This is a genomic window from Sphingopyxis sp. EU05-FHT14B03, from assembly GCF_058790875.1.
Window position 1 is genome coordinate 1,338,524 of sequence record NZ_JBYTDC010000002.1, and the last position, 20,949, is coordinate 1,359,472.

The 20,949-nt window shown below is 63.0% G+C and carries 17 protein-coding genes; 7 read left to right on the forward strand and 10 right to left on the reverse strand.

Features of this window, described 5'->3' with window-relative positions:
• The first annotated feature begins 68 nt into the window (after positions 1–68).
• The 3 genes from AC3WS4_RS15665 (at position 69) to AC3WS4_RS15675 (ending at position 3,436) form a co-directional block, all read left to right on the forward strand.
• Entirely contained in the window at positions 69–1,433 is a 1,365-nt protein-coding gene (locus AC3WS4_RS15665; RefSeq protein ID WP_492739770.1) for an MATE family efflux transporter, read from the forward strand.
• 94 nt (positions 1,434–1,527) lie between these two features.
• On the forward strand, positions 1,528–2,700 hold the full coding sequence (locus AC3WS4_RS15670) for a sensor histidine kinase (RefSeq protein WP_056350773.1): 1,173 nt from the start codon (positions 1,528–1,530) through the stop codon (positions 2,698–2,700).
• A 4-nt stretch (positions 2,701–2,704) separates the two neighbouring features.
• Positions 2,705–3,436, forward strand: coding sequence for a LytR/AlgR family response regulator transcription factor (locus AC3WS4_RS15675; protein WP_056350771.1), 732 nt, complete (start codon positions 2,705–2,707; stop codon positions 3,434–3,436).
• An 11-nt stretch (positions 3,437–3,447) separates the two neighbouring features.
• On the opposite strand, the gene AC3WS4_RS15680 is transcribed toward AC3WS4_RS15675, so the two are convergent.
• The gene (locus tag AC3WS4_RS15680) at positions 3,448–7,293 is read right to left on the reverse strand and encodes a beta strand repeat-containing protein (RefSeq protein ID WP_492739319.1); all 3,846 of its coding nucleotides are present in this window, start codon (positions 7,291–7,293) and stop codon (positions 3,448–3,450) included.
• 189 nt (positions 7,294–7,482) lie between these two features.
• Complete coding sequence (locus AC3WS4_RS15685; RefSeq protein WP_492739317.1) at positions 7,483–7,818, reverse strand: UrcA family protein; 336 nt, start codon at positions 7,816–7,818, stop codon at positions 7,483–7,485.
• A 141-nt stretch (positions 7,819–7,959) separates the two neighbouring features.
• Here AC3WS4_RS15685 and AC3WS4_RS15690 point away from each other — a divergent pair, with 141 nt between their 5' ends.
• Positions 7,960–8,568: a hypothetical protein gene (locus AC3WS4_RS15690; protein ID WP_492739316.1), complete on the forward strand. Its 609-nt coding sequence runs from the start codon at positions 7,960–7,962 to the stop codon at positions 8,566–8,568.
• Between the two features lie 26 nt (positions 8,569–8,594).
• On the opposite strand, the gene AC3WS4_RS15695 is transcribed toward AC3WS4_RS15690, so the two are convergent.
• Entirely contained in the window at positions 8,595–8,966 is a 372-nt protein-coding gene (locus AC3WS4_RS15695; RefSeq protein ID WP_056350762.1) for a hypothetical protein, read from the reverse strand.
• A gap of 132 nt (positions 8,967–9,098) precedes the next feature.
• On the opposite strand from AC3WS4_RS15695, the gene AC3WS4_RS15700 reads away from it, so the two are divergent.
• On the forward strand, positions 9,099–10,634 hold the full coding sequence (locus AC3WS4_RS15700) for a BCCT family transporter (protein ID WP_492739311.1): 1,536 nt from the start codon (positions 9,099–9,101) through the stop codon (positions 10,632–10,634).
• Between the two features lie 4 nt (positions 10,635–10,638).
• On the opposite strand, the gene AC3WS4_RS15705 is transcribed toward AC3WS4_RS15700, so the two are convergent.
• From AC3WS4_RS15705 to AC3WS4_RS15720, 4 genes are all read right to left on the reverse strand, one after another.
• Entirely contained in the window at positions 10,639–12,714 is a 2,076-nt protein-coding gene (locus AC3WS4_RS15705) for a M13 family metallopeptidase (protein ID WP_492739309.1), read from the reverse strand.
• Positions 12,715–12,891: 177 nt separating this feature from the next.
• On the reverse strand, positions 12,892–13,128 hold the full coding sequence (locus tag AC3WS4_RS15710) for a hypothetical protein (RefSeq protein ID WP_492739307.1): 237 nt from the start codon (positions 13,126–13,128) through the stop codon (positions 12,892–12,894).
• 42 nt (positions 13,129–13,170) lie between these two features.
• Positions 13,171–14,007: a hypothetical protein gene (locus tag AC3WS4_RS15715; RefSeq protein WP_492739305.1), complete on the reverse strand. Its 837-nt coding sequence runs from the start codon at positions 14,005–14,007 to the stop codon at positions 13,171–13,173.
• On the reverse strand, positions 13,971–14,354 hold the full coding sequence (locus AC3WS4_RS15720) for a hypothetical protein (RefSeq protein ID WP_492739304.1): 384 nt from the start codon (positions 14,352–14,354) through the stop codon (positions 13,971–13,973). Before AC3WS4_RS15720 ends, AC3WS4_RS15715 begins: the two co-directional genes overlap by 37 nt.
• Before the next feature lie 232 nt (positions 14,355–14,586).
• Between AC3WS4_RS15720 and uvrA the strand changes: the two genes are divergently transcribed.
• Positions 14,587–17,487, forward strand: coding sequence for an excinuclease ABC subunit UvrA (uvrA, locus tag AC3WS4_RS15725; protein ID WP_492739302.1), 2,901 nt, complete (start codon positions 14,587–14,589; stop codon positions 17,485–17,487).
• Positions 17,488–17,714: 227 nt separating this feature from the next.
• Positions 17,715–17,924 carry a cold-shock protein gene (locus tag AC3WS4_RS15730; RefSeq protein ID WP_056350749.1) on the forward strand — a complete coding sequence of 70 codons (210 nt, stop codon included), beginning with the start codon at positions 17,715–17,717 and terminating at the stop codon, positions 17,922–17,924.
• A 135-nt stretch (positions 17,925–18,059) separates the two neighbouring features.
• Here the strand turns inward: AC3WS4_RS15730 and AC3WS4_RS15735 are convergent, their stop codons facing one another.
• The 3 genes from AC3WS4_RS15735 to AC3WS4_RS15745 form a co-directional block, all read right to left on the reverse strand.
• A complete protein-coding gene (locus tag AC3WS4_RS15735; protein WP_492739300.1) occupies positions 18,060–18,617 on the reverse strand; it encodes a hypothetical protein in 558 nt (185 codons plus the stop codon).
• Between the two features lie 143 nt (positions 18,618–18,760).
• On the reverse strand, positions 18,761–19,069 hold the full coding sequence (locus AC3WS4_RS15740) for a putative quinol monooxygenase (RefSeq protein ID WP_492739298.1): 309 nt from the start codon (positions 19,067–19,069) through the stop codon (positions 18,761–18,763).
• Positions 19,070–19,076: 7 nt separating this feature from the next.
• The gene (locus AC3WS4_RS15745; RefSeq protein ID WP_492739297.1) at positions 19,077–20,363 is read right to left on the reverse strand and encodes a DUF6575 domain-containing protein; all 1,287 of its coding nucleotides are present in this window, start codon (positions 20,361–20,363) and stop codon (positions 19,077–19,079) included.
• Positions 20,364–20,949: the final 586 nt, after the last annotated feature.

A 20,949-nucleotide genomic window follows, 5' to 3' on the forward strand; every position in this document is an offset into this window, starting at 1 on the left:
TTGCGGCCGCCGCCGACCCGGCGGCCAATCCCGTTCCGCCGCGCCAGACCGCACGCGGCGGCGGGCGGATGGACCTGACGACGGGGCCGATCGCCAAAACGCTGATCCTCTTCGCGCTGCCGACGCTGGCGTCGAATATTCTCCAAACGCTGTCGGGTTCGGTCAACGCCATCTGGGTCGGCCAGTTCCTCGGCGAAAGCGCACTCGCGGCGACCGCCAACGCCAACATCATCATGTTCCTGATGTTCGGCGCCTTCTTCGGCTTCGGCATGGCGGCGACCGTGCTCATCGGCCAGTCGATGGGCCGCGGCGACGTCGACGCTGCGCGCCGGGCGACCGGCGGCGTCATCGGCCTCGCGCTGATCTTCTCGGTGGTCATCGCGATCGTCGGCTGGTTCGCGTCCGATCAGATACTGCATTGGCTGAAAACCCCGCCCGAGGCTTTTGCGCTCGCGCACGACTATCTGCGCGTGACCTTCCTCGCCGTGCCCGCCTCAATGCTGTCGGTGACGCTGATGATGGCCTCGCGCGGCGCCGGCGATGCGGTGACGCCGCTGCGCTTCATGATCCTCGCCGTGGTGCTCGACATCGCCTTCAACCCGATCCTCATCCTCGGCCTCGGCCCTTTCCCGCGCCTCGGCATCGCTGGCAGCGCGCTGGCGACCGCCGTTGCCGGCACGATCGCGCTGATCGGCATGATCGGCTGGTTCTATGCGAAGAACCATGTCCTGCGCCTGCGCGGGCACGAACTGTCCTACCTGCTCCCCAAATGGAGCGAGCTGCGCTTCATAATCGGCCGCGGCCTGCCGATGGGCGCCCAGATGCTCGTCATTTCGGGGGCCGGCCTCGTCATGGTCGGGCTGGTCAACCGCGAGGGGCTCGTCACCGCCGCCGCCTATGGCGCGACGCTGCAGCTGTGGAACTATATCCAGATGCCCGCGCTCGCGGTCGGCGCCGCGGTCAGCTCGATGGCGGCGCAGAATATCGGCGCCGGGCGCTGGGATCGCGTGTCGTCGGTCACCAACAGCGGGATCGCGATCAATCTCGCGATGACCGGGGTGTTGATTGTCCTGCTGCTGCTCTTCGACCGCGCCGCGCTCGCGCTGTTCCTCGGCAGCGGCAGCGACGCGATCGATGTCGCGCGCAACATCCAGTATATCGCGACCTGGACCTTCCTGCCCTTCGGCACGACGATCGTCCTCATCAGCACGCTGCGCGCCAACGGTTCGGTGGTGCCGCCGCTGATCATCCTGTTCCTGTCGATGTTCCCGATTCGCCTCGGCATCTATTATTTCGGCTACCCGCTGATCGGCAGCGACATCTTGTGGTGGAGCTTCCCGCTGTCCTCGATTGCCTCGCTCGCGATGGCATGGGCGGTGTACCGGCGCGGCGGCTGGCGCGGCGCGATGAGAGCGCCAGCGGCGGCCGATTGAGCCGGGCCGCGCTTTCGACCAACCTCCCCCCGCCTTCGACTGGCGGTCAGGTGACGACTCGCGCTATTGCGTGGGCTGCGATAGGAGGGCGCCAATGAACATGTCCGACCGCAAACTGGCCCAGAGCGATCGCCGCGCCAGATTCCTCGCCGCCGCGCCCGACTGGCGCGCCTCCGACGCCCGCGTCAATCCGCGCGTCGCGATCGGTTCGATCCTCGCGATGTGGATGCTCTATTTCCTCATCACCACCGGGCTCGCGCTGCTCACCGGCGCCCCCGACCAATGGGAGTTCGTCGGCCGGCGCGCGATCGTCGTCGTCGCGGGCATTCTGTGCACCTTCGTCCTCTATCAATTGCTCCAGCGCGTGCAGCCAAAGAGTTTCGGTGCCAGGCTGGCCGCCGCTCTGGGGACGGCGATTCCGCTGGTGGTTCTCTACGCGACGATCAACCTGCTGGTCTTTTACTATTGGTTTCCCGGCCCCGACACCAAGACGATCATCGCCGAGGTACAGGAAAAATATCCGGTCGCATGGGAAACGGTGCTGATCCTCGACAGCTCGATCCGCTGGTATTTCTTCTTCGCGGTGTGGGCGGCGCTCTATGTCGCCTTCGGCTATGCGAACGAGATGCACGCGGTCGAACGCCGCGCCGACAGCTATCGGATCGAGGCCCAGACCGCGCAGCTTCGTGCGCTCCATTATCAGGTCAATCCACACTTCCTGTTCAACACGCTCAACTCGCTGTCGACCCTCGTCCTGCGCGGCTCGAAGGCCGAGGCCGAGACGATGATCATGAACCTCGCCTCCTTCCTGCGCTCGAGCCTCGCGATCGACCCCGAGCAGCTCGTCAGCCTCGACGAGGAAATCGCGCTCCAGCGGCTGTATCTCGATATCGAACAGACGCGCTTTCCCGACCGGCTGCACGTCGAGGTGACAATGCCGAAGGAACTGGAGCATGCGTGCGTTCCGGTGCTGATCCTGCAACCGATCATCGAGAATGCGATAAAATATGGCGTCGCGCCCAGCAAGGGCACGATCGCGATCCGCCTGACCGCCAGCGCCGAATATGGCCTGCTGGTGCTGCGTATCGAAAACGATGTCGATTCAGCGGCGCCGGTTCCCGAACCCGGCACCGGCCTGGGTCTCGGCAATGTGCGCGAGCGATTGATGACGCGCTATGGCCCGACCGCGGGCTGCGAATGGGGCAAGTCGGACGATGGCGGCTTCGTCGTCTCGCTGTGGCTGCCGTTCGCCAGGCAGGGGTGCTGAAGAAATGATCCAGACGTTGAGAACCCTGATCGTCGACGACGAACCGCTCGCGATCGAACGGCTCCAGATCCTTGCCGGGCAACAGGAGGGCGTGTCGCTGGTCGGCACCGCGACCGATGGCGCCTCGGCGCTACGGCTGGTCGATGCGCTCGCGCCCGACCTCGTACTCTGCGACATCGCGATGCCGGGCCTGAACGGTCTGGACGTCGCCGCCGCGATCGACCAGCTCGACAATCCGCCGGCGGTGATCTTCGTGACCGCCTTCGACCAATATGCCGTCGCCGCCTTCGACGTCGCGGCGGTCGACTATCTGCTCAAGCCGGTATCCCCCGACCGGCTCGGCCGCGCGTTGGGCCGTGTACGCGAATGGCGCACGACCGACCGCACCCGCTCACCCAAGAGCAAGTGGATCGGCGAATTCTGGGTCCAGAACCGCGGCGAGATGCTGCGCATCGACGCCGGCCAGGTCGATTTGATCGAGGCCGAACGCGACTATATGCGGCTCCACGTCGGCGCGCGCAGCTGGCTGATCCATCAGACGATCAAGTCGCTCGAAGCGCGCATGGACCCCGACCAGTTCATGCGTATCCACCGGTCTAAGATGATCCGCCGCGAGGGTATCGTCGGGCTCAAACATCATGGCGACGGCGCCTGGAGCGTCGATCTGGGCGAAGGCGGCGTCCACCGTATCGGACGCACTTACCTCCACGACGTCAAGGCGATCATGCAGAACTGACCTGCCGCCGGCTACCCGAACATCACGGCCTCGCGATTGAGGTAGCTCAGCCAGATTTCGGCCCCCTGATCGGCGCCGAACAGCGCGGCATCGCTACCGAATTCCAACATTTGCAGGGCATCCATCGCCTTATCCGACAAGTCGGCCACCTTCGCGGAACCGCTGGCGAAAATGAAGTCGCCCGCCGTGAGCGTGCCCATCTGGACATTGTGCAGCACGATCACGTCGCCGGACGCGAGCAGGATCGCGCCGACATTGCCGTCTTGCACAAAGCCGCCGCTGATCTGGCCCAGCCCGGTGATGCCAAGCGCGCTGAGGTCGATGCGATCCTGCCCGCGCGTGAAGTCGCCGATGACGTCGGCGCCCGAACCTGGGGTAAAGACGAAAATGTCGTTGCCGGCTTCACCGAACAGCACATCGTTGCCGCCCATCCCGTTCAATACATCGTTCCCCGCGCCGCCGAGCAGATAGTTGCCGGTCGCATTGCCCGTGATACGATTGTCGAGGTTATTGCCGACGCCGAACGGCGTGTTGCCCTCCAGCACCAGATTCTCGATGTTGGCATAGAGATAATAGCCGGCACCCTGAATATTGGCATAGACCGTATCGACGCCCTGCCCCGCCTGCTCGAACACCAGATCGTGGGGCGTATCGACGTAAAAGCGGTCGTCGCCCTCATTGCCATAGAGCAGGTCGTAATCGCCGAGCGTGCTGTCGCCGCGCAAGATGTCGTTTCCGATGCCGCCGACGAGGATGTCGGTGTGGAAGCCCGTCCCGCCGATCAGCGTGTCATTGCCGTCCTCGCCATAAATCTCGTCCGCGTCGGCTCCGCCGTCGATGACGTCGTTGCCGGTCCCGCCGACAAGATAGTCGATCCCCTCGTCACCGAACAGCTGGTCGTCGCCGTCCTCGCCGAAGATCGCGTCGCGCGCGCCGCCGCCGCGGACAACATCCTTGCCCGCGCCTGCAATCAGCAGATTTTCGCCTTCGTTGCCGAGGATCGTGTTGGCAAGCTCGTTGCCGACCCCGAAGATATTCGCGCCTGGAGTCGGATTGAGGAACAGATTCTCGACGCCAGCGTAAAGATAGAATGAAGAGGTCGAAACGACCGTGTCATTCCCTTCGTTCGTATTTTCGAAGATGATATCGTTCAGCGAGTCGACGAAATAGGTGTCATCGCCAGTGCCGCCATGCAAATGATCTTCCCCGACGCCGCCGATCAACTGGTCATTTCCGCCAGCGCCGAAGATCACATCGTTTCCGCCACCGCCGGACAGCAGGTCCCGGCCGCCGGCCCCGGTAATAACATCCATCCCGGCACCGCCCGTCACATTGCCAAGCCCGGGAAGATAGCCGGTCAGGTCGAAGCTGTTTCCGAAATCGGACAGGAAAAACACTGCGCCGGTCGAAGCGACGCCCGCCATCGACACCGACCCCGCGGTGGTCAGAACGAAACTTCCGCCATAAATATTGGTCGCATTATCGAGCTGAGCGGCCGTCAACGACAGCCGCCCGCCAAAATGCATCTGAATCTCCTCGACGTCGGTCAAGGTGATGTTCGAGATATTGACGTTGAGATCGCCGAAGAAGAATTGCAACCGGTCGGTTCCGGCGCCGCCGTCATAGACTTCGCTGGCGACGAGATCGGACGCGGCTTCGATGAAGAACACGTCGTTGCCCTGGCCCCCGCGCACCGTATCGCGTCCCGCGCCGCCGATCACGACATCGTCGCCGTCGCCGCCATCGAGGACGTCGTTGCCCGCGCCGCCGTACACGCCGTCATGGCCACTGCCGCTGATGATCGTGTCCGCCCCGGCACCGCCGTGAAGATTGAAGCGCGCCTGGCCCAGCACGCCGCGCGCGTCGAAGACGGTCGCGCTGTCGGAAAAATAGAAATAGGTCTCGGTGACCGTCTTACCGTTCAGGTTTATGGTCCCGCCAGTCGACAGGTGGATATCGGTGGCGTGAGCCATCAGCGACGAGAAACCATTGATCTGCGCGGCCGAGGCGGTGATGTTGCCGCCGCCGTTCGACCGGAGCGTTTCGATGCCGGTCACGGTCGATGCGGAAATGTCGACATTCGGAGCAGTGATCCAGAGCGTATCCTGCCCCGCACCGCCCGCCAGCGTGTGTGCGCCCGAGAAACCGTTGATCTCGACATAGAGCGTGTCGTTGCCCTCGCCGCCGTCGAGCCGGTTTATGCCCCCGCCGCCGTAAAGCTCGTCATTCCCGATGCCGCCGGCCAGTTCGTCATTGCCCTCGCCGCCGTCGAGACGGTCAACGCCGGTGCCGCCGGTCAGCCGGTCGTCGCCGCCAAAGCCTTCCAGCCAAGACCCGTTGTTGTTGGCGATCAACGTGTCGCCGGCCGCGCCGCCCTGAAGGCGAAGGAAACCGGTCGAACCGCGCGCATCGAGCGTTGTCGCCACGTCGCCGGCGATCAGGATGCTGTTGTCGGCATCGAGCCCGTCCAAGAGCGAGATCCCGCCGCCCAACACGAAGAATACGCCGCGGATATAGGATATTGTATCGAGCTGGCTCGCCGCCAACGCGACCTCGTAGGAGCCGTTCTGCACGATTTCTTCGATGCCCGTGACGGTCGCCTGGCTGAAGTCGAACCGCCCCGACTGGGACGAGGCGATTTCGATCCGGTCGTTGCCGTCGCCGCCGGCGATCACCTCGCCGGCCTGGATCTGGTCGGCCGCCCTGAAAACGAACACATCGTCGCCGGCGCCGCCGCTCAGCTGGTCCTGGCCGAGCCCGCCTTCGATGCGATCGTCGCCGCCACCGCCGGAAAGGATGTCGTTGCCGCCGCCGCCCGCGATCACATCGGCGAAGGCGGTTCCGATGACCGTATCGACGGCGGTCCCACCCTGCAGCTGGAGCGAACCGCCGACGGCCCCGCTCGCGTCGACCGTCGTCGCATTGTTCGACGTCGTGATGATCGTCTGCAGCGTCGCGTCGGCCAGCGACAAGATCCCGCCGTCCGCCAGCCTGATCCTGTGGCTGACCTCGGTCAGGTCGGCGACCTGCGAAATCAGCATCGTGAGATCGCCGCCCCCGGTAATCCGCTCGATCCCCGTCAGCGTCATCGCGCTGAGATCGATATGGCCGCCGAAGTTGCTGCCGATGAATTCCAGCGTATCGATGCCGGCGCCGCCGTCATAGGTCTCGCCCGCGCGGATTTCGGCATCGCTGCGAAACTGGAGAAAGTCGTTGCCGTCCCCGCCGCGGACGATGTCGACCCCCTCGCCGCCGTAGATATAGTCCGTTCCGCCGCCGCCGACGAGAATGTCGTCGCCCGCGCCGCCCCAAAGCGTATCGTTGCGATCGCCGCCGGTGATCTGGTCCCTCGCCGTGCCGCCGATGACGAACGCGCCGGTCGGGTTGCCGGGGTCGAGAGGAAGCATGCCGGTCATGTCGAACACCGTGTCGGCGTTCGCCAGCCTGAACACGCTGCTGCTGGCAATCTTCGTTCCGCTGAACGACATGGTGCCGCCATTCGTCAGCTGGAACCCGCCGTACAGCCATTGCATGGAGTCGAGCTGCTCCGCGGCGACGCGGGTGTTGCCGTTGGGGGTCGATTCGATCCCCTCGATGCTCGTCAGGACCAGCGTGGACAGATCGACGGTTCCGCCGTTTATGCGGATCTTGTCGAAACCCGCGCCCCCGTCGATCGTTTCGCCCGGCGCCACATCGCCGCCGCCGTAGATGAACTCGTCGTCGCCGTCGCCACCCGACAATGTGTCGGCGCCGCCCTTGCCATAGATGACGTCATTGCCGCCATTGCCCATGATCGTATCGGCATCCGCAGTGCCGCTCAGCGTCTCGTTACCCGGACCGCCAATAATTTCCGCCACCCCAATTTCCCCCGAAAAAACAAGCTGAATCGGCTATTGCCCATAGCGTCGCGGCGCCGCAAATCTTTTCGTCGCCAAAAGCTTCGGTTCGTCGCAGGATTCCCGGGCCCGGACAGCGACGGGCAAAGAAAAAAGCGGCCATGCCGGAGCATGGCCGCCCTTTGCCGGCCGTCGGGCCGTGGGACATCGTCAGGGCGCGGCGACGGTCACCGAGCCGCGATCGGCCACCGCGGTGCCGGCGCCGTTGAACAGGCTGGCCAGCTTCACATCGGTATCCTTCATCGTGTCGTTGGCGCATTCGCGCGCTTTCTGCTGGGCGCGAAGCCCCTGCGCCAGCCGGGTGTCGCACACTTCGCGCACCGCCATCTTGACGCGGGTGGTCAGCCGGTCGCGGCCCGATGCGCCGGAAAGGTTGAGATCGTCGTAGCGGACGACGACGCTTTTCTTCTCCTGCGCGGCGGCAGGAACGGAGATGCTGGTGAGTGCCAGGGGCACTGCCAGCAGGATCAGGGTCAGTTTCGCCATGGGGGAGTCCTCTCTTGGGGGATGCGGGATACGAGGACCTGGACCGGGGAAGGCCACCGCCCCCGTATCCCGCATTTGAAGAGATATGGGCTTTTCCCGCGCCGCGCAGTCGGGGTTCGACCGGCTGGAACGAGCGCTCGATTGGCAGACGAAGCGCGTTCGGTCGTCGACGAATGGCCAGAGGCGCACACGATCGACGATGCAACCCGAACGATCCCGCCGCGTTTGTCGGCCATGACCGAAAAAGGGGCACCGCTGAAAATCCTGGCGTGGCTGGGGATCGCCGGCTTCGGCGCCATCGGTGGCCTGTTGCTTGGGCAGGTGGCGACCGGCGGAATGAAGGGCGGCAACGATGACGGCGCCTCTTATGCCGAGCTCACCGGCAACCCCGACGCCTTGCGGGTCGAAACCCGGCCGGTCGTGCCTTGCGATGGCTGCGGCGAGGGATATGGATCGGGCATGCGCGCGAAATTCGCCCGCGAAGACCGAATGGACGGCGAATTTCGCGAACTCGGCGCCGTCGCGATCGATTATGCCGACGAACCGGCCGACGATTATCGCTACGGCGGCAGCTTCGACGATCCCGACGCTGCGAAGATTATCGTGATGCAGTCGCCTGTCCCCACCGCACAGGCACAGCCGCCCTCACCCCCGGCGTCGTCACAACCGGAAAGCGGCGCGCCGCCCATCGTGATGGCAACGACGCCTTCGGCCGAGATGCCGCCGGTCGGAACCGCGCCCCCGCAATAAGGCGGGCCATGGTGACTGGTCCGCGGTCAGGGCTGCGGCGGCACCGCGGGCGGCGCACAACGCGTCGTGTCGCCGGCCTTGCATGCTGCGACGTCGGCCTCCCACTTGATCCGCTCTTCGGCCGACATCGCGGCAACCCGCGCCTTTTCCGCTTCATAGTCGGCGGTTTCCTGCGCGAAGGTCGCCTGCGAATTGGCTTCCTGCTGCGCGATGGTGGCGAGTTGCTGTTCATAAGCGGCCCGCTCGGCCTCGGCGCGGGCGCGTTGTTCGGCGTTGAGCCGCGCGGTGCTGGCCCGTTCCTCGGTCGTGGTGCCGTCGGGCAGCGGCTCAAACGCCGCGGCCTGCGTCCCGGCGATCAGTGCCAATGCGCCAACCGCCGTCAAAATCTTCCTGGTCATCGAAGCTCTCCTTGCGAGACTTGTCCGTCGATTCAAACGCGCATGCACGCTGGCCGTTCCGCCCGGATTTGACCGATCGCGCCCGCCACGTCATGCTGGGCGCCCCTTCCCCCTGTCAAGCGACACCAGCCTTTGCCAGCCGCACTGCCGCGCCGCATCAACCGCCCGGTCTTCTTCGTACCGCTCGCTATCCTCGCGGCGGCGGTGGGGTTCAGCCTGTGGCAGCGCGCGGCCTTTTTCGAGGCCGAGGTCGCGATCAACGACTGGGTCCTCCTCTGGCTCGGCCCGGTCTTCGCGGTGGCGGGGGTCGCTTTCCTCGTCCTGCTCGCCGCCGTCGCCGTGTCGCCGCTTGGCAGGACGATCATCGGCGGCCCCGATGCGAAGCCGCTGCTCGGCCGCTGGCGCTGGTTCGCGGTCATGCTGTGCACCACCATCGCCACCGGCATCCTGTTCTGGGGCGCCGCCGAGCCCTTGTTCCACCTCAACACCCCGCCCGCAATGCTCGGGCTGCAACCGGGCAGCGACGGCGCCGCGGCCTTCGCGATGTCGACGATGTTCCTGCACTGGACGCTGACACCCTACGGCATTTACACCGTCGCCGCGCTCGCCTTCGCGCTCGTCTATTACAACCGCGGCGAACCGTTCAGCCTGTCGTCGCTGTTCGCGCCGCTGATCGGCCGGCGCGCCCACGGCCCCGTCGGATCGGCGATCGACATCATCTGCCTTTATGCGCTCGTCGCGGGTATGGCGGCGTCGATGGGCGCCGGCATATTGGCGCTCGCGGGCGGGATCGAAGGACTCGGCGGCTTTGCTGGCGGCGCGGGTTTGCGCTGGAGCATCATGATCGCGATCGTCGCCAGCTTCCTCATCTCCGCCGCGACGGGCCTGCAGAAAGGCATCGCCGGGCTGTCGGTACTCAACACCTGGATTTTCTTCGCGATCATCGCCTTCGTGCTTCTCGCCGGACCGACCGCCGAGATGCTCGGCCTGTCGCTGCGCGGCGGCGCCGACTATGTCGGCACCTTCGTGCCGCGCAACCTCGGGCTCGACGTCGACCGCGACTGGCACCGGCAATGGACGATCTTCAACTGGGCGAACTGGTTCGCCTGGGCGCCGGTGACCGCGCTGTTCCTCGGCCGCCTCGCGGTCGGCTACAGCGTCCGCGCCTTCATCCTGTTCAACCTGATCCTCCCCGCTCTGTTCGGCGCGGTGTGGATGACCGCGATCGCCGGCGCGACGATCGTCCTCGACCAGCAAAGCGGCGCCAGCCTCTATGCGATCCTGTCGACGCAGGGCCCCGACCCCGTGCTGTTCCGCCTGTTCGACGCGCTCGGCGGCGGATCGGTCGTGACCGCGATCGTATTGTTCGCGATCTTCCTGTCTTACGTCGCGGGCGCCGACGCCAATGTGTCAGCGATGAGCGCGCTGTCGACGCACGGCATCACCCCCGAGCGCCCCGAAGCGCCGCTGTGGATCCAGATCGTCTGGGGCGTCACCGTCGGGCTGGTCGCGATGGTGCTCGTCGCGGCGGCTGGGCTCGACGGCATCCGCATGATGTCGGTGCTCGGAGGCTTTCCCGCGCTGTTCGTCATCGTCGGCGCGGCGCTGTCGCTGGGCGTGATGGCGCTGCGGGGACGGCCGACCGCCGCCCCCGCCTTGTCCGAGTAGGTCTTTACCAGATCTTGGTGCGATCCGCAGGCTTCAAATAATATTTGGCCCCGGCATCGACGCCGAACGCAGTATACCAGGCATCGACATTGCGCACCGGCCCGATGATCCGCCAGCGCGCCGGGCTGTGCGGATCGCTCGCCACCTGCTGCTTGATCGAATCCTCGCGCGCCTTGTCGCGCCAGGCCTGGGCGAAGGCGAGGAAGAAGCGCTGGTCGCCGGTCAGCCCGTCGATCACCGGCGCTTCCTTGCCGCCCAGCGAGCGGTGGTAGGCGTCGTACGCGACCTCCAGCCCCGCGAGATCGGCGATATTCTCGCCCATCGTCAGGTCGGGGTTGATGAACGCCCCGGGCGCCGCCTCATAGGTCGCATATTGCGCCCCGAACGCCTTGGCCGCGGCGTCGAAACGCGCAGCATCCTCGGGCGTCCACCAGTCGCGCACCGCGCCATTGGCGTCGATCTTGCGCCCCTGGTCGTCGAAACCATGGACGATCTCGTGCCCGATAACCGCGCCGATCGCGCCGTAATTGACCGCATCGTCGACGCTCTCGCTGAAATAGGGAGCCTGCAAGATGCCCGCCGGGAACACGATCTTGTTCTCCAGCCCGCCATTATACGCGTTCACCTCCTGCGGGTTCATCGACCATTTCTTGCGGTCGACCGGCTTGTTCAGGTCCGACAGGCCATAGGCATATTCGAACTGACCGCTGCGCTTCACATTGCCGTAAAGGTCCGCCGGATCGATCTTCAGCCCCGAATAATCGCGCCATTTGTCGGGATAGCCGACCATCACGTCCATCCGCTCAAGCTTCGTCAGCGCCGCCTGCTTGGTCGCGGGTGCCATCCAGCCGTTGGCGCGAATCCGGTCGCCCATCGCCAGCTTCAGGTTGGCGACGAGCGTCTCCATCTTCGCCTTGGCGCTCGCGGGGAAATATTCGTGCGAATAGGTTTCGCCGACCAGCTCGCCAAGGCTGCCATCGACAAGGGTCAGCCCGCGCTTCCAGCGCGGACGCAGTTCGCTGACCCCGCTCAGCACCTTGGTGTAATCGAAGCGGCTGTCGACGAACGCCTTCGACAGATAGGGCGCCGCCTGATTGGCGACATGGAATTGCTGCCACAGCTTCAGCGTATCGAGCGGTGTCTTGGCGTACAGCGCGGCGATGTCGCGGATCGCGGTCGTCTCGTTGACGATGATCCGCTTTTGCGGCGCGATCCCCGCCCCCGCGAACCACGCATCCCAATCGAGCCCGGGCGCATAGGCGGCGAGTTCGGCGGACGACATCGGGTTGTTGATCTTGCCGATGTCGCGGCGGTCGGCGATCTTCCAGCTGACCTTGGCGATCTCGGTCTCATAGGCCAGGATCGCGTCGGCGGCGGCTTCGGGGTTCTTGGTCCCCGTCATGCCCAGCGTGCGGACGATATAGGCGCGGTACGCGTCGCGCTGCGGCTTGAACTGGTCGTCGAGATAATATTCGCGCTCGGGCAGGCCGAGCCCGCCCTGCCCCAGCCACAGCACGTTGACCGTCGGATCGTCGGTGTCGGCATAGGGTCCGCCGCCGACGATCGTCATACCGAACGCGCCCTGCGACGCGCCCATGAAGCGCGCCATTTCGGCCTTGTCCTTGATCGCCGCGACGTGCGCGAGATCGGCCATCAGCGGCTTGGCGCCGAGCGCCTCGACCCGCGCCTCGTCGGTGAAGCTCTGGTACAATCCCCCGACCTGACTCGTCCCCGGCGCCCCGGTGACGACCTGGCGCAGCTGGCGCTGGGTCAGATTATACACATCGTAATCGACCCCCGCCGACGCCTGGTCGGCCGGGATTTCGGTCTTGGCGAACCAGCCGCCATTGGCGAAACGGTCGAAATCGTCGCCCGGCTTCACCGATGTGTCGCGCGCGCCGAGATCGACGCCCCAGCTGCCGAAAGTCAGCGCCTTGAGCGACGCTTCATCCTTCGCCGACGCCTCGCCCGCCTCGGCCTTCAGCGAAGCGAAGGGCGCCATGTCGTTCGCCGATACTGGCACCGCAACCAGCGTAGCGGCAATCGCAAGGCCCGCGGCCCCCGTCAAAAATTTCTTCATTCCCCAGCTCCTTTCGTGCGCCGGCCCGTTCCTGATGGGCGGCGGACTATGGAGCGGTTGTCCGCTTGTTCGCGGAGACGGTCAATCGAATGGACCGCCGCTGGTCGAAGCCACTTGCATGTTTATGGAAATTCCCCGGCGTATCGAAGATCAAACCTGCGCGCGGCTATCTGAATCCTAGTCCTTTTTCTTGGCGGCAAGCACTTCCACCGGCGCCTTGCTCGCGATGACCAGATACCAATCGGCTGCGGCACCGGACTCCCATTCCGTCGGGTCTTCGTCCGATTTGGCCAATCGGATCGCATCGGTGGGTCCGACCAACGCGACATTATATTGCCGCGCCTTCCATCTGCCCGCTTCCATAGCCGCGGCCTCTAACGTGTCAAAGGCATATACCCGTGTCAGGTCCGTCATAGTCGGTCTCCTTTCTACATCCGCCAACAACAGCAGTTCGCCTCAGGGCGTCGACCAAGCCGCCAAAGCGCTTGTCACTTTGTCCGCCATAGTGCTCAGCCGCGAATCGGCATAAAGGTCGCGCGCTTCGACGAGATCGGCGCAATCTGAAGGGCTTCGCCCTTTGCACGCGGTTACAGCTCCGCTGGAAATCCCGAGCGCATTCTCGAAATTGGTGAGGCTGTTCACCAAGTTTCCTTGATCCGTCGCACGGATTTTCTTGAGAACCTCTTTCTCCAAGGGAATGCTTGCTTCGGTTTCAGCGATGCCCCGCGCATAGTTGGAATTTCCCGTTATGAGCGCTGCCAGGCCGGCGCTTGCCGGCGTTTGAGCCGAAGCCTCAGCGGCTTCGCCAGTTGCCACCAAAGCTGCGCCGCCCTTCAGCGCGAGTATCTGCGCAGCGATCCCGGTCGAAAAATATTGGGCGAGTCCCCCTTTTGCGCTCGTTCCGGTCGCATCGTAACTCGCACCGAAACTGGCGAGAACAGAATAGGCATCTTGCGCGGATCCGTTGGTCGCCACCAGCGAGCATGGGTGAACCGCAAACTCCGCGTCACCGTCAACGCGGACGCCTTGTGTCAGATCGCACGGCGACAGACGGTTCATTGCCGCATCTGCGGCTTCCTCGGTGTTCGCGACCAGCGGCATGATGACGGCCTCTTGCCGGTCATACCCAACGATGATCGTCGGCACTTGCGCAGTGTCGGTTCCGACCTTGATACCGAAGGAGGTGTTCGTGCCAAAAACAAGTGTATTGCTGTGCCGTGTTGCCTGCACGCAGCCGCCCAAAAGCGGCAAGGTACTCAGCGCGGCGATGAATCCGATTGATCGACGATGCATGGCGATTCCCCCTCCAATTTGCTCAGGATCGACTTCGCGTTGTCCGCCTGCGCGTTCGTCCGAACGATGACGAGCAACTGACATTTCGCCGGGTCGGCGATGACCCACTTCCCCTCGCTCCATCCCAGATAGGCGCCACCGCCAGGGAGGGAGTCCCAACCCAATCCCACGCCGCTGCGTTCGACCGCGACCAGCCCATCGGCCACAGCCGGCACGCGAACGCGGACGACGCCCACGGCGAGCATGTCGACCTGCTCCCCGGCGCCCACATTGATGACGGTGCATCCCGTAAGCGCGGTGGCCACAATTCCGATGGCAAGGCCCCGAACACCGCGGATCATCGCCATGCGTGGGCGAACGACCTGTGGTCGTCGCTGCGGCATTTATACTTCAGGCACGCCGTCCGGACCCGCATCCGCAATCCTCCACCCTTAGGTAAGAGAAGAATGCCAATCGCGGTGGTCGGTATAGGACCAAAACGCCAAATCACGCCGCTTGCGTATTTCTACTGAGCCACCATCTCTACGGCGACACGCGCCCCCTTGCGCGCAAAGAACAAATCTGGAACACACCCCTCCCATGAGTCTCACCCACATCTCCGTGCGCGGTGCGCGCGAGCATAATCTGAAGGGCGTGAACGTCGACCTGCCGCGCGATGCGCTGGTCGTCATCACCGGCCTGTCGGGCAGCGGCAAATCGTCGCTGGCGTTCGACACCATCTATGCCGAGGGGCAGCGGCGCTATGTAGAGTCGCTCTCCGCCTACGCCCGCCAGTTCCTCGAAATGATGCAGAAGCCCGACGTCGAGCATATCGACGGCCTGTCGCCGGCGATCAGCATCGAGCAGAAGACGACGTCGCGCAACCCGCGCTCGACGGTCGCGACGGTGACCGAGATCTACGACTATATGCGCCTGCTCTGGGCGCGCGTCGGCATTCCCTATTCGCCCGCCACCGGCGAGCCGATCAGCGCGCAGACGGTCAGCCAGATGGTCGACCGCGTGATGGAATTGCCCGAGGGCACGCGCGCCTATCTGCTCGCCCCGGTCGTGCGCGGCCGCAAGGGCGAGTATAAGAAGGAACTCGCGCAGTGGCAGAAGGACGGCTTCACACGCGTCCGCATCGACGGCGAATTCTACGAGATCGGCGAGGCGCCCGCGCTCGACAAGAAATACAAGCATGACATCGAGGTCGTCGTCGACCGCATCGCGGTGCGCGAAGGCCTCGGCACGCGGCTCGCCGACAGTTTCGAGACCGCGCTGAAGCTCGCCGAAGGGCTCGCCTATGTCGACCTCGCCGACGGTCCTGTGCCGGGCCGCGAAGAAGAAGACACCGGCGGCGCGATGAAGGGCGCGGGCATCCCCGCGAACCGGTTGATTTTTTCGGAGAAGTTCGCCTGCCCCGTCTCGGGCTTCACCATCGCCGAGATCGAGCCGCGCCTGTTCAGCTTCAACGCGCCGCAAGGCGCCTGCCCGGCGTGCGATGGGTTGGGGGAGCGGCAGGAGTTTGACCCAGACCTTGTAGTACCCAACCATGCGCTGAGCCTGAAGAAGGGCGCGGTGGTGCCGTGGGCGAAATCGAACCCGCCCTCGCCTTATTATATGCAAGTGCTCGAAAGCCTGGGCAAAGCCTATGGTTTCGACCTGACGACGCCCTGGCAGGACCTGCCCGGCGAGGTGCAACTCGTCATCCTCTATGGCACCGGCGGCAAGCCCGTCGAGCTGACCTTCAAGGACGGCCGCCGCAGCTATACGACGCACAAGGCGTTCGAAGGCGTCATCGGCAACCTCAACCGCCGCCTGCTCCAGACCGAAAGCGCGTGGATGCGCGAGGAGCTGAGCAAATATCAGACCCCGCAGCCGTGCGAGACGTGCCATGGCGCACGCCTGCGCCCCGAACCGCTCGCGGTAAAGATCGCCGGCGAGGACATCAGCCTGTCGGCGCAGCGCTCGGTCGCCGACGCGCTCGAATGGTTCTCGACCCTCGACGAAAAACTGAACGACACCCAGCAGCAGATCGCCAAGGCGATCCTGAAGGAAATCAACGCGCGGCTGGGCTTCCTCAACAATGTCGGGCTCGATTATATCAATCTCAACCGCACCAGCGGGACGCTCAGCGGCGGCGAAAGCCAGCGCATCCGCCTCGCCTCACAGATCGGCAGCGGCCTGTCGGGGGTGCTCTACGTCCTCGACGAACCGAGCATCGGCCTCCACCAGCGCGACAACGACCGGCTGCTCGCGACGCTCAAGCGTCTCCGCGACCTCGGCAACACGGTGATCGTCGTCGAACATGACGAGGATGCGATCCGCCACGCCGATTATATCGTCGACATGGGCCCCGGCGCGGGCCTCCACGGCGGCGAAATCGTCGCCGAGGGCACGCTCGAACAGGTGCTCGCGAACGAAAACAGTCTCACCGCAGCCTATCTCACCGGCGCGAAGAAGATCGAAATCCCGAAGCACCGCCGCAAGGGCAATGGCTTCGACCTCGTGCTCAAGGGCGCGCGCGCCAACAATCTCGACAATGTGACGGTCAAGATCCCGCTCGGCACCTTCACCTGCGTCACCGGCCTGTCGGGCAGCGGCAAGTCGAGCCTGATCATCGACACGCTCTATGCCAGCGCGGCGCGCGTGCTCAACGGCGCGCGGATGATCGCGGGACCGCACGACAGCCTGAAGGGGCTGGAGCATTGCGACAAGGTCATCGACATCGACCAGTCGCCGATCGGCCGCACCCCGCGCAGCAACCCCGCGACTTATACCGGCGCCTTCACGATCATTCGCGACTGGTTCGCGGGGCTGCCCGAAAGCCAGGCGCGCGGGTACAAGCCCGGGCGTTTCAGCTTCAACGTCAAGGGCGGGCGCTGCGAGACCTGCACCGGCGACGGGCTGATCAAGATCGAGATGCACTTCCTGCCCGACGTCTATGTGACGTGCGAGACGTGCCACGGCAAACGCTACAACCGCGAAACGCTCGAGGTGAAGTTCAAGGGCCACAGCATCGCCGACGTGCTCGACATGACCGTCGAGGATGCGGCGGAGTTCTTCAAGGCGGTGCCGTCGATCCGCGAGAAGATGGCGATGCTCGTCCGCGTGGGCCTGGGGTACATCAAGGTCGGGCAACAGGCGACGACGCTGTCGGGCGGCGAGGCGCAGCGCGTCAAGCTGGCCAAGGAATTGTCGCGGCGCTCGACCGGGCAGACGCTCTACATCCTCGACGAGCCGACCACCGGGCTGCATTTCGAGGATGTCCGCAAATTGCTCGAAGTGCTGCAGGCGCTGGTCGAACAGGGCAACAGCGTGATCGTGATCGAACATAATCTCGACGTCATCAAGACCGCCGACCATATCGTCGACATGGGCCCCGAGGGCGGGGTCAAGGGCGGCGAGGTCGTCGCGGCGGGCACCCCCGAGCAGGTCGCGAAGAACCCGCGCAGCTATACGGGGCAATATCTGGCGCCGATGCTTGCGGCGGCGAAGTAATTTGAAGCCCCTCCCTTCAGGGAGGGGTTTGGGGAGGGTCTGTGACCTTCCCTATCGGCGAAACAGGCCCTCCCCTGGCCCCTCCCACAAGTGGGAGGGGGATATCGTCCCCACCTGACACACACCATGCCATCGCCATTTCTCGCTGGCTTTCCGTTCATCTTATGGCAAAAGGCTGCGGCAACGCGTCGGCATATCGTCCACGCAGTTCGTGGAGATATCTAAAAATGGCTACCGGTACCGTCAAATGGTTCAACAGCACCAAGGGCTATGGCTTCATCACCCCCGACAGCGGCGGCGGTGACGTCTTCGTGCACATCTCGGCGGTCGAACGCTCGGGCCTTGGCGACCTGAAGGACAATCAGAAGGTCAGCTACGACGAGGAAACCGACCCGCGCAAGGGCAAGACCAGCGCCGTCAACCTCGTCGCGCTTTGATGATTTGAGACCCCTCCCCCGCAAAGGGAGGGGTTTTCTATTGTTCCCGCTTGTGTCGAGCGAAGTCGAGACACGTCTGCAAGGTGTCAGCGTGTCTCGACTTCGCTCGACACAAACGGATGAGAGGGCGCTTCCTCACCCGCCCGCGCCCCACACCGCCGAGAGCGGGTAGAGCGCGATCAGCCATACCAGGCAGCCCAGCGTCACGCGCCGATCCTTCGCCGCGATCGCCAGCGCCGACACGGGGAAGAAGCTCCAGGCGATCACCAGGCTGCGCAGGGTCAGCGGCGGAAAGCCGTCGAGCCAGATAACCGTCGCGAACAGCGCCACATTGCAGAGCAGCAGCGCGCCGATCACTTTGCGGCGGTGCTTGTCGAAATGGGCATTGAGGTCGCTCCATTCCTCGGGATCGTCGGGAAAGACCAGCGACGCCGCGACATAATAGAGCGCGGTGACGAGGAAGCCGCCGAACAGCACCGGCCAGCTGATCGGGATCAGGTCGCGCACCGCCCAGCCGTACATCCAGAAGGTGACGACGTCGCACGACACGAACAGCCCGAGCAAGGCGGTCGGCCAGCCGATGCGGACGCGGTGGCTGGCCTTGAGCGCACGCGCCAGCCCGCCCAGCCCCTCGGCGAGCGCAAGGCCGAGGATCAGCCCGAACAGCGAAAAGACGAATTCGAACCCGCTCATATGCCCCGAAACCCCCGTGCTTCCCTCGTCACCCCGGACTTGATCCGGGGCCTGCCTGTTCTGAAGGGCAAGGCGGGTGCCGGGTCAAGCCCGGCATGACGACGAAATATGCTACTCCCACGCTTTGGGCGGAAGTTCCGCTCCTAGCCCATCAGCTTCGCGGTGATGTCGTCGGCGGTGTAGATGCGGATCGCCGGCGGCTGCGGCGACAGGGCGCGCATTTCGGCGACGAAGGCGCCCGACGCGGGCACCGCGAAATGGGCGCGCACCGCGTCGATGCTCTCCCACGCCTCGACGAACATCAGACGGTCGGGGTGTTCGACATCGATATGGCAGTTGTGCGCCAGACACCCCGGCTCGCCCCGCGACCGCGCGCTATGCTCGACGCCGAGCGCGATCATGCGCTCGCGATGCTCGGGGGTGAGGATGACGTGGCCGGTGATGAGGATCACTTAAAATTCAATCAACTTCTTCTATGTCGACAAGTTCGTAGCTAAATACCTCTTCTCCAGTAGCCTCTCCAATGATAACTTTTTCTATTATTCTGCCACGATGCAAGTGATTTACGCGTTTATCATCAATCTTCTGAATAATATTTTTGTCTATTCTGCCACTGTATTCTATATCATCGTTAGATAGAACAAAGAATCTCCTTTTTAAGCTAAACCCTGTCAACCTTCCTTCAAAATAGAAATCTCGTTCGACATCATCCACTATTTTTGATAGCTTTTTATCGAGCCATTCCACATCATGCCTTGACAGATACGCACGAGATTCCGAAATCTGATCCGGACTTGCTGAAATAATAGTGATATCAGACTTCCCTCCTCGAACAGCCTTCGCAAATGCCTTGAAGTGCCTTTGCGAACGCTTCGGAACGGCCCGAACTCTGAGCTCAAACTGTTCAGAATTGTTGACAGACCAAATCAAAGCCACAAATTTTTCTAAAGCTAGCTTCAATCGTCCATCACCTGTCAAATCGCCTGCCGCAGATTCTACTCGCAATCCAAAAGAAGATGGAAAGCTGGCAACAGCTAGCAACTGAGTTTCCGACTTGATCCGATTGGCGATCGGACCCCGGCCTTGCGCATCGTCATCAGAAAGTGTGAGTGAGTCGAATAGATTTTGAGTCGAGTTCAACACTGAACCCAAATTCTTAATGGGGTAATCCGTCCTCCCCTTACCGACAGAAAAGGCCAAATCAAGGACGGTTCTACGAGTCACTTGCGCAGCCGATATAACAGAGGTTCTCCGTTTTGATAAATAATCAACAACCTTTGGATCCATCTCCCAAAGGGGGGAAGACGACCTATCTATCAAAATTTCTAAACCTTCCTCACGAGAAACCGATAAATCTATCAGATATTCTAGATCAAAATTTTCATTATTACTTATCAAAAAAGAGTCTTGATGCGGAAGCAACGGATATATTTCAGAATACTCTGGGAACTGATTTATACCGATTAGATCTCCATTCAAATATGAGACGATTATCGGCTCAGAGAATTCTGGATTCTCGAATATTTTCCTAAGTGATTCTTCGCCCCTTTCGTATCTCTTCAGCCGTGGGCTCGAAATACGACAGAACATCCAACGGTCATATTGACCATCGGGAAGAGCATGCATCGCGATGAAGAGAGATTTGCCCGTATTTTGGGCAATAAATATTTGCGGCCCATCATATTCTACGAGAACGGATGCGATCCTTAGATCACCTCCAGTCGGGTCTAAGTTGGGCAGTTTCATGAGACCACCTCAAAAAAGGCATGCCGCGTCACCCCAGGCGCAGGCCACCATGACCAATGGCCGGCACGACTAGATGTCCGTTTCATTGGCCCCGCGTCCGAAGGCACGACACCCTCGGCAATATAATGTTCGCTGAAAAAATTTACAGCTTTTCGCAGCGCGTCCGCGTTAGCAATGCTGTTAAAAGTCGATAGTGCCCGCCTCGAGCAAGTATCCCCGTCAGGGTGCTTTCCAAGCTCTTCGGGGGTTCGAAAATCTGCGGCACTTAGCGACTCGTTATCGACCAGCCTGAAAAGCGTTTTTGGCCCTTTAGAACACCCTGCAGGAGGGCATTTGGCCAAATCTGGAAAAGAAAAGTATCCTGATGCAGCACCATCATCTGAGCCAAACAATTTTAGCGCCCGCTTTGAGCTAGGACTTGGAAGAGCCGTTAGGTATCGACGATTATCATTGTCGGACATTGCGCACACCCCCTCGACAGGCCTTGGATAGCTGTCATTGCGCAAGGAATAAAGAGTCGTCTCACGCTTGCCGACGGAAGTCGTTCCATGACACTTCCATGACAATCCCTGTCACAAACACGTCA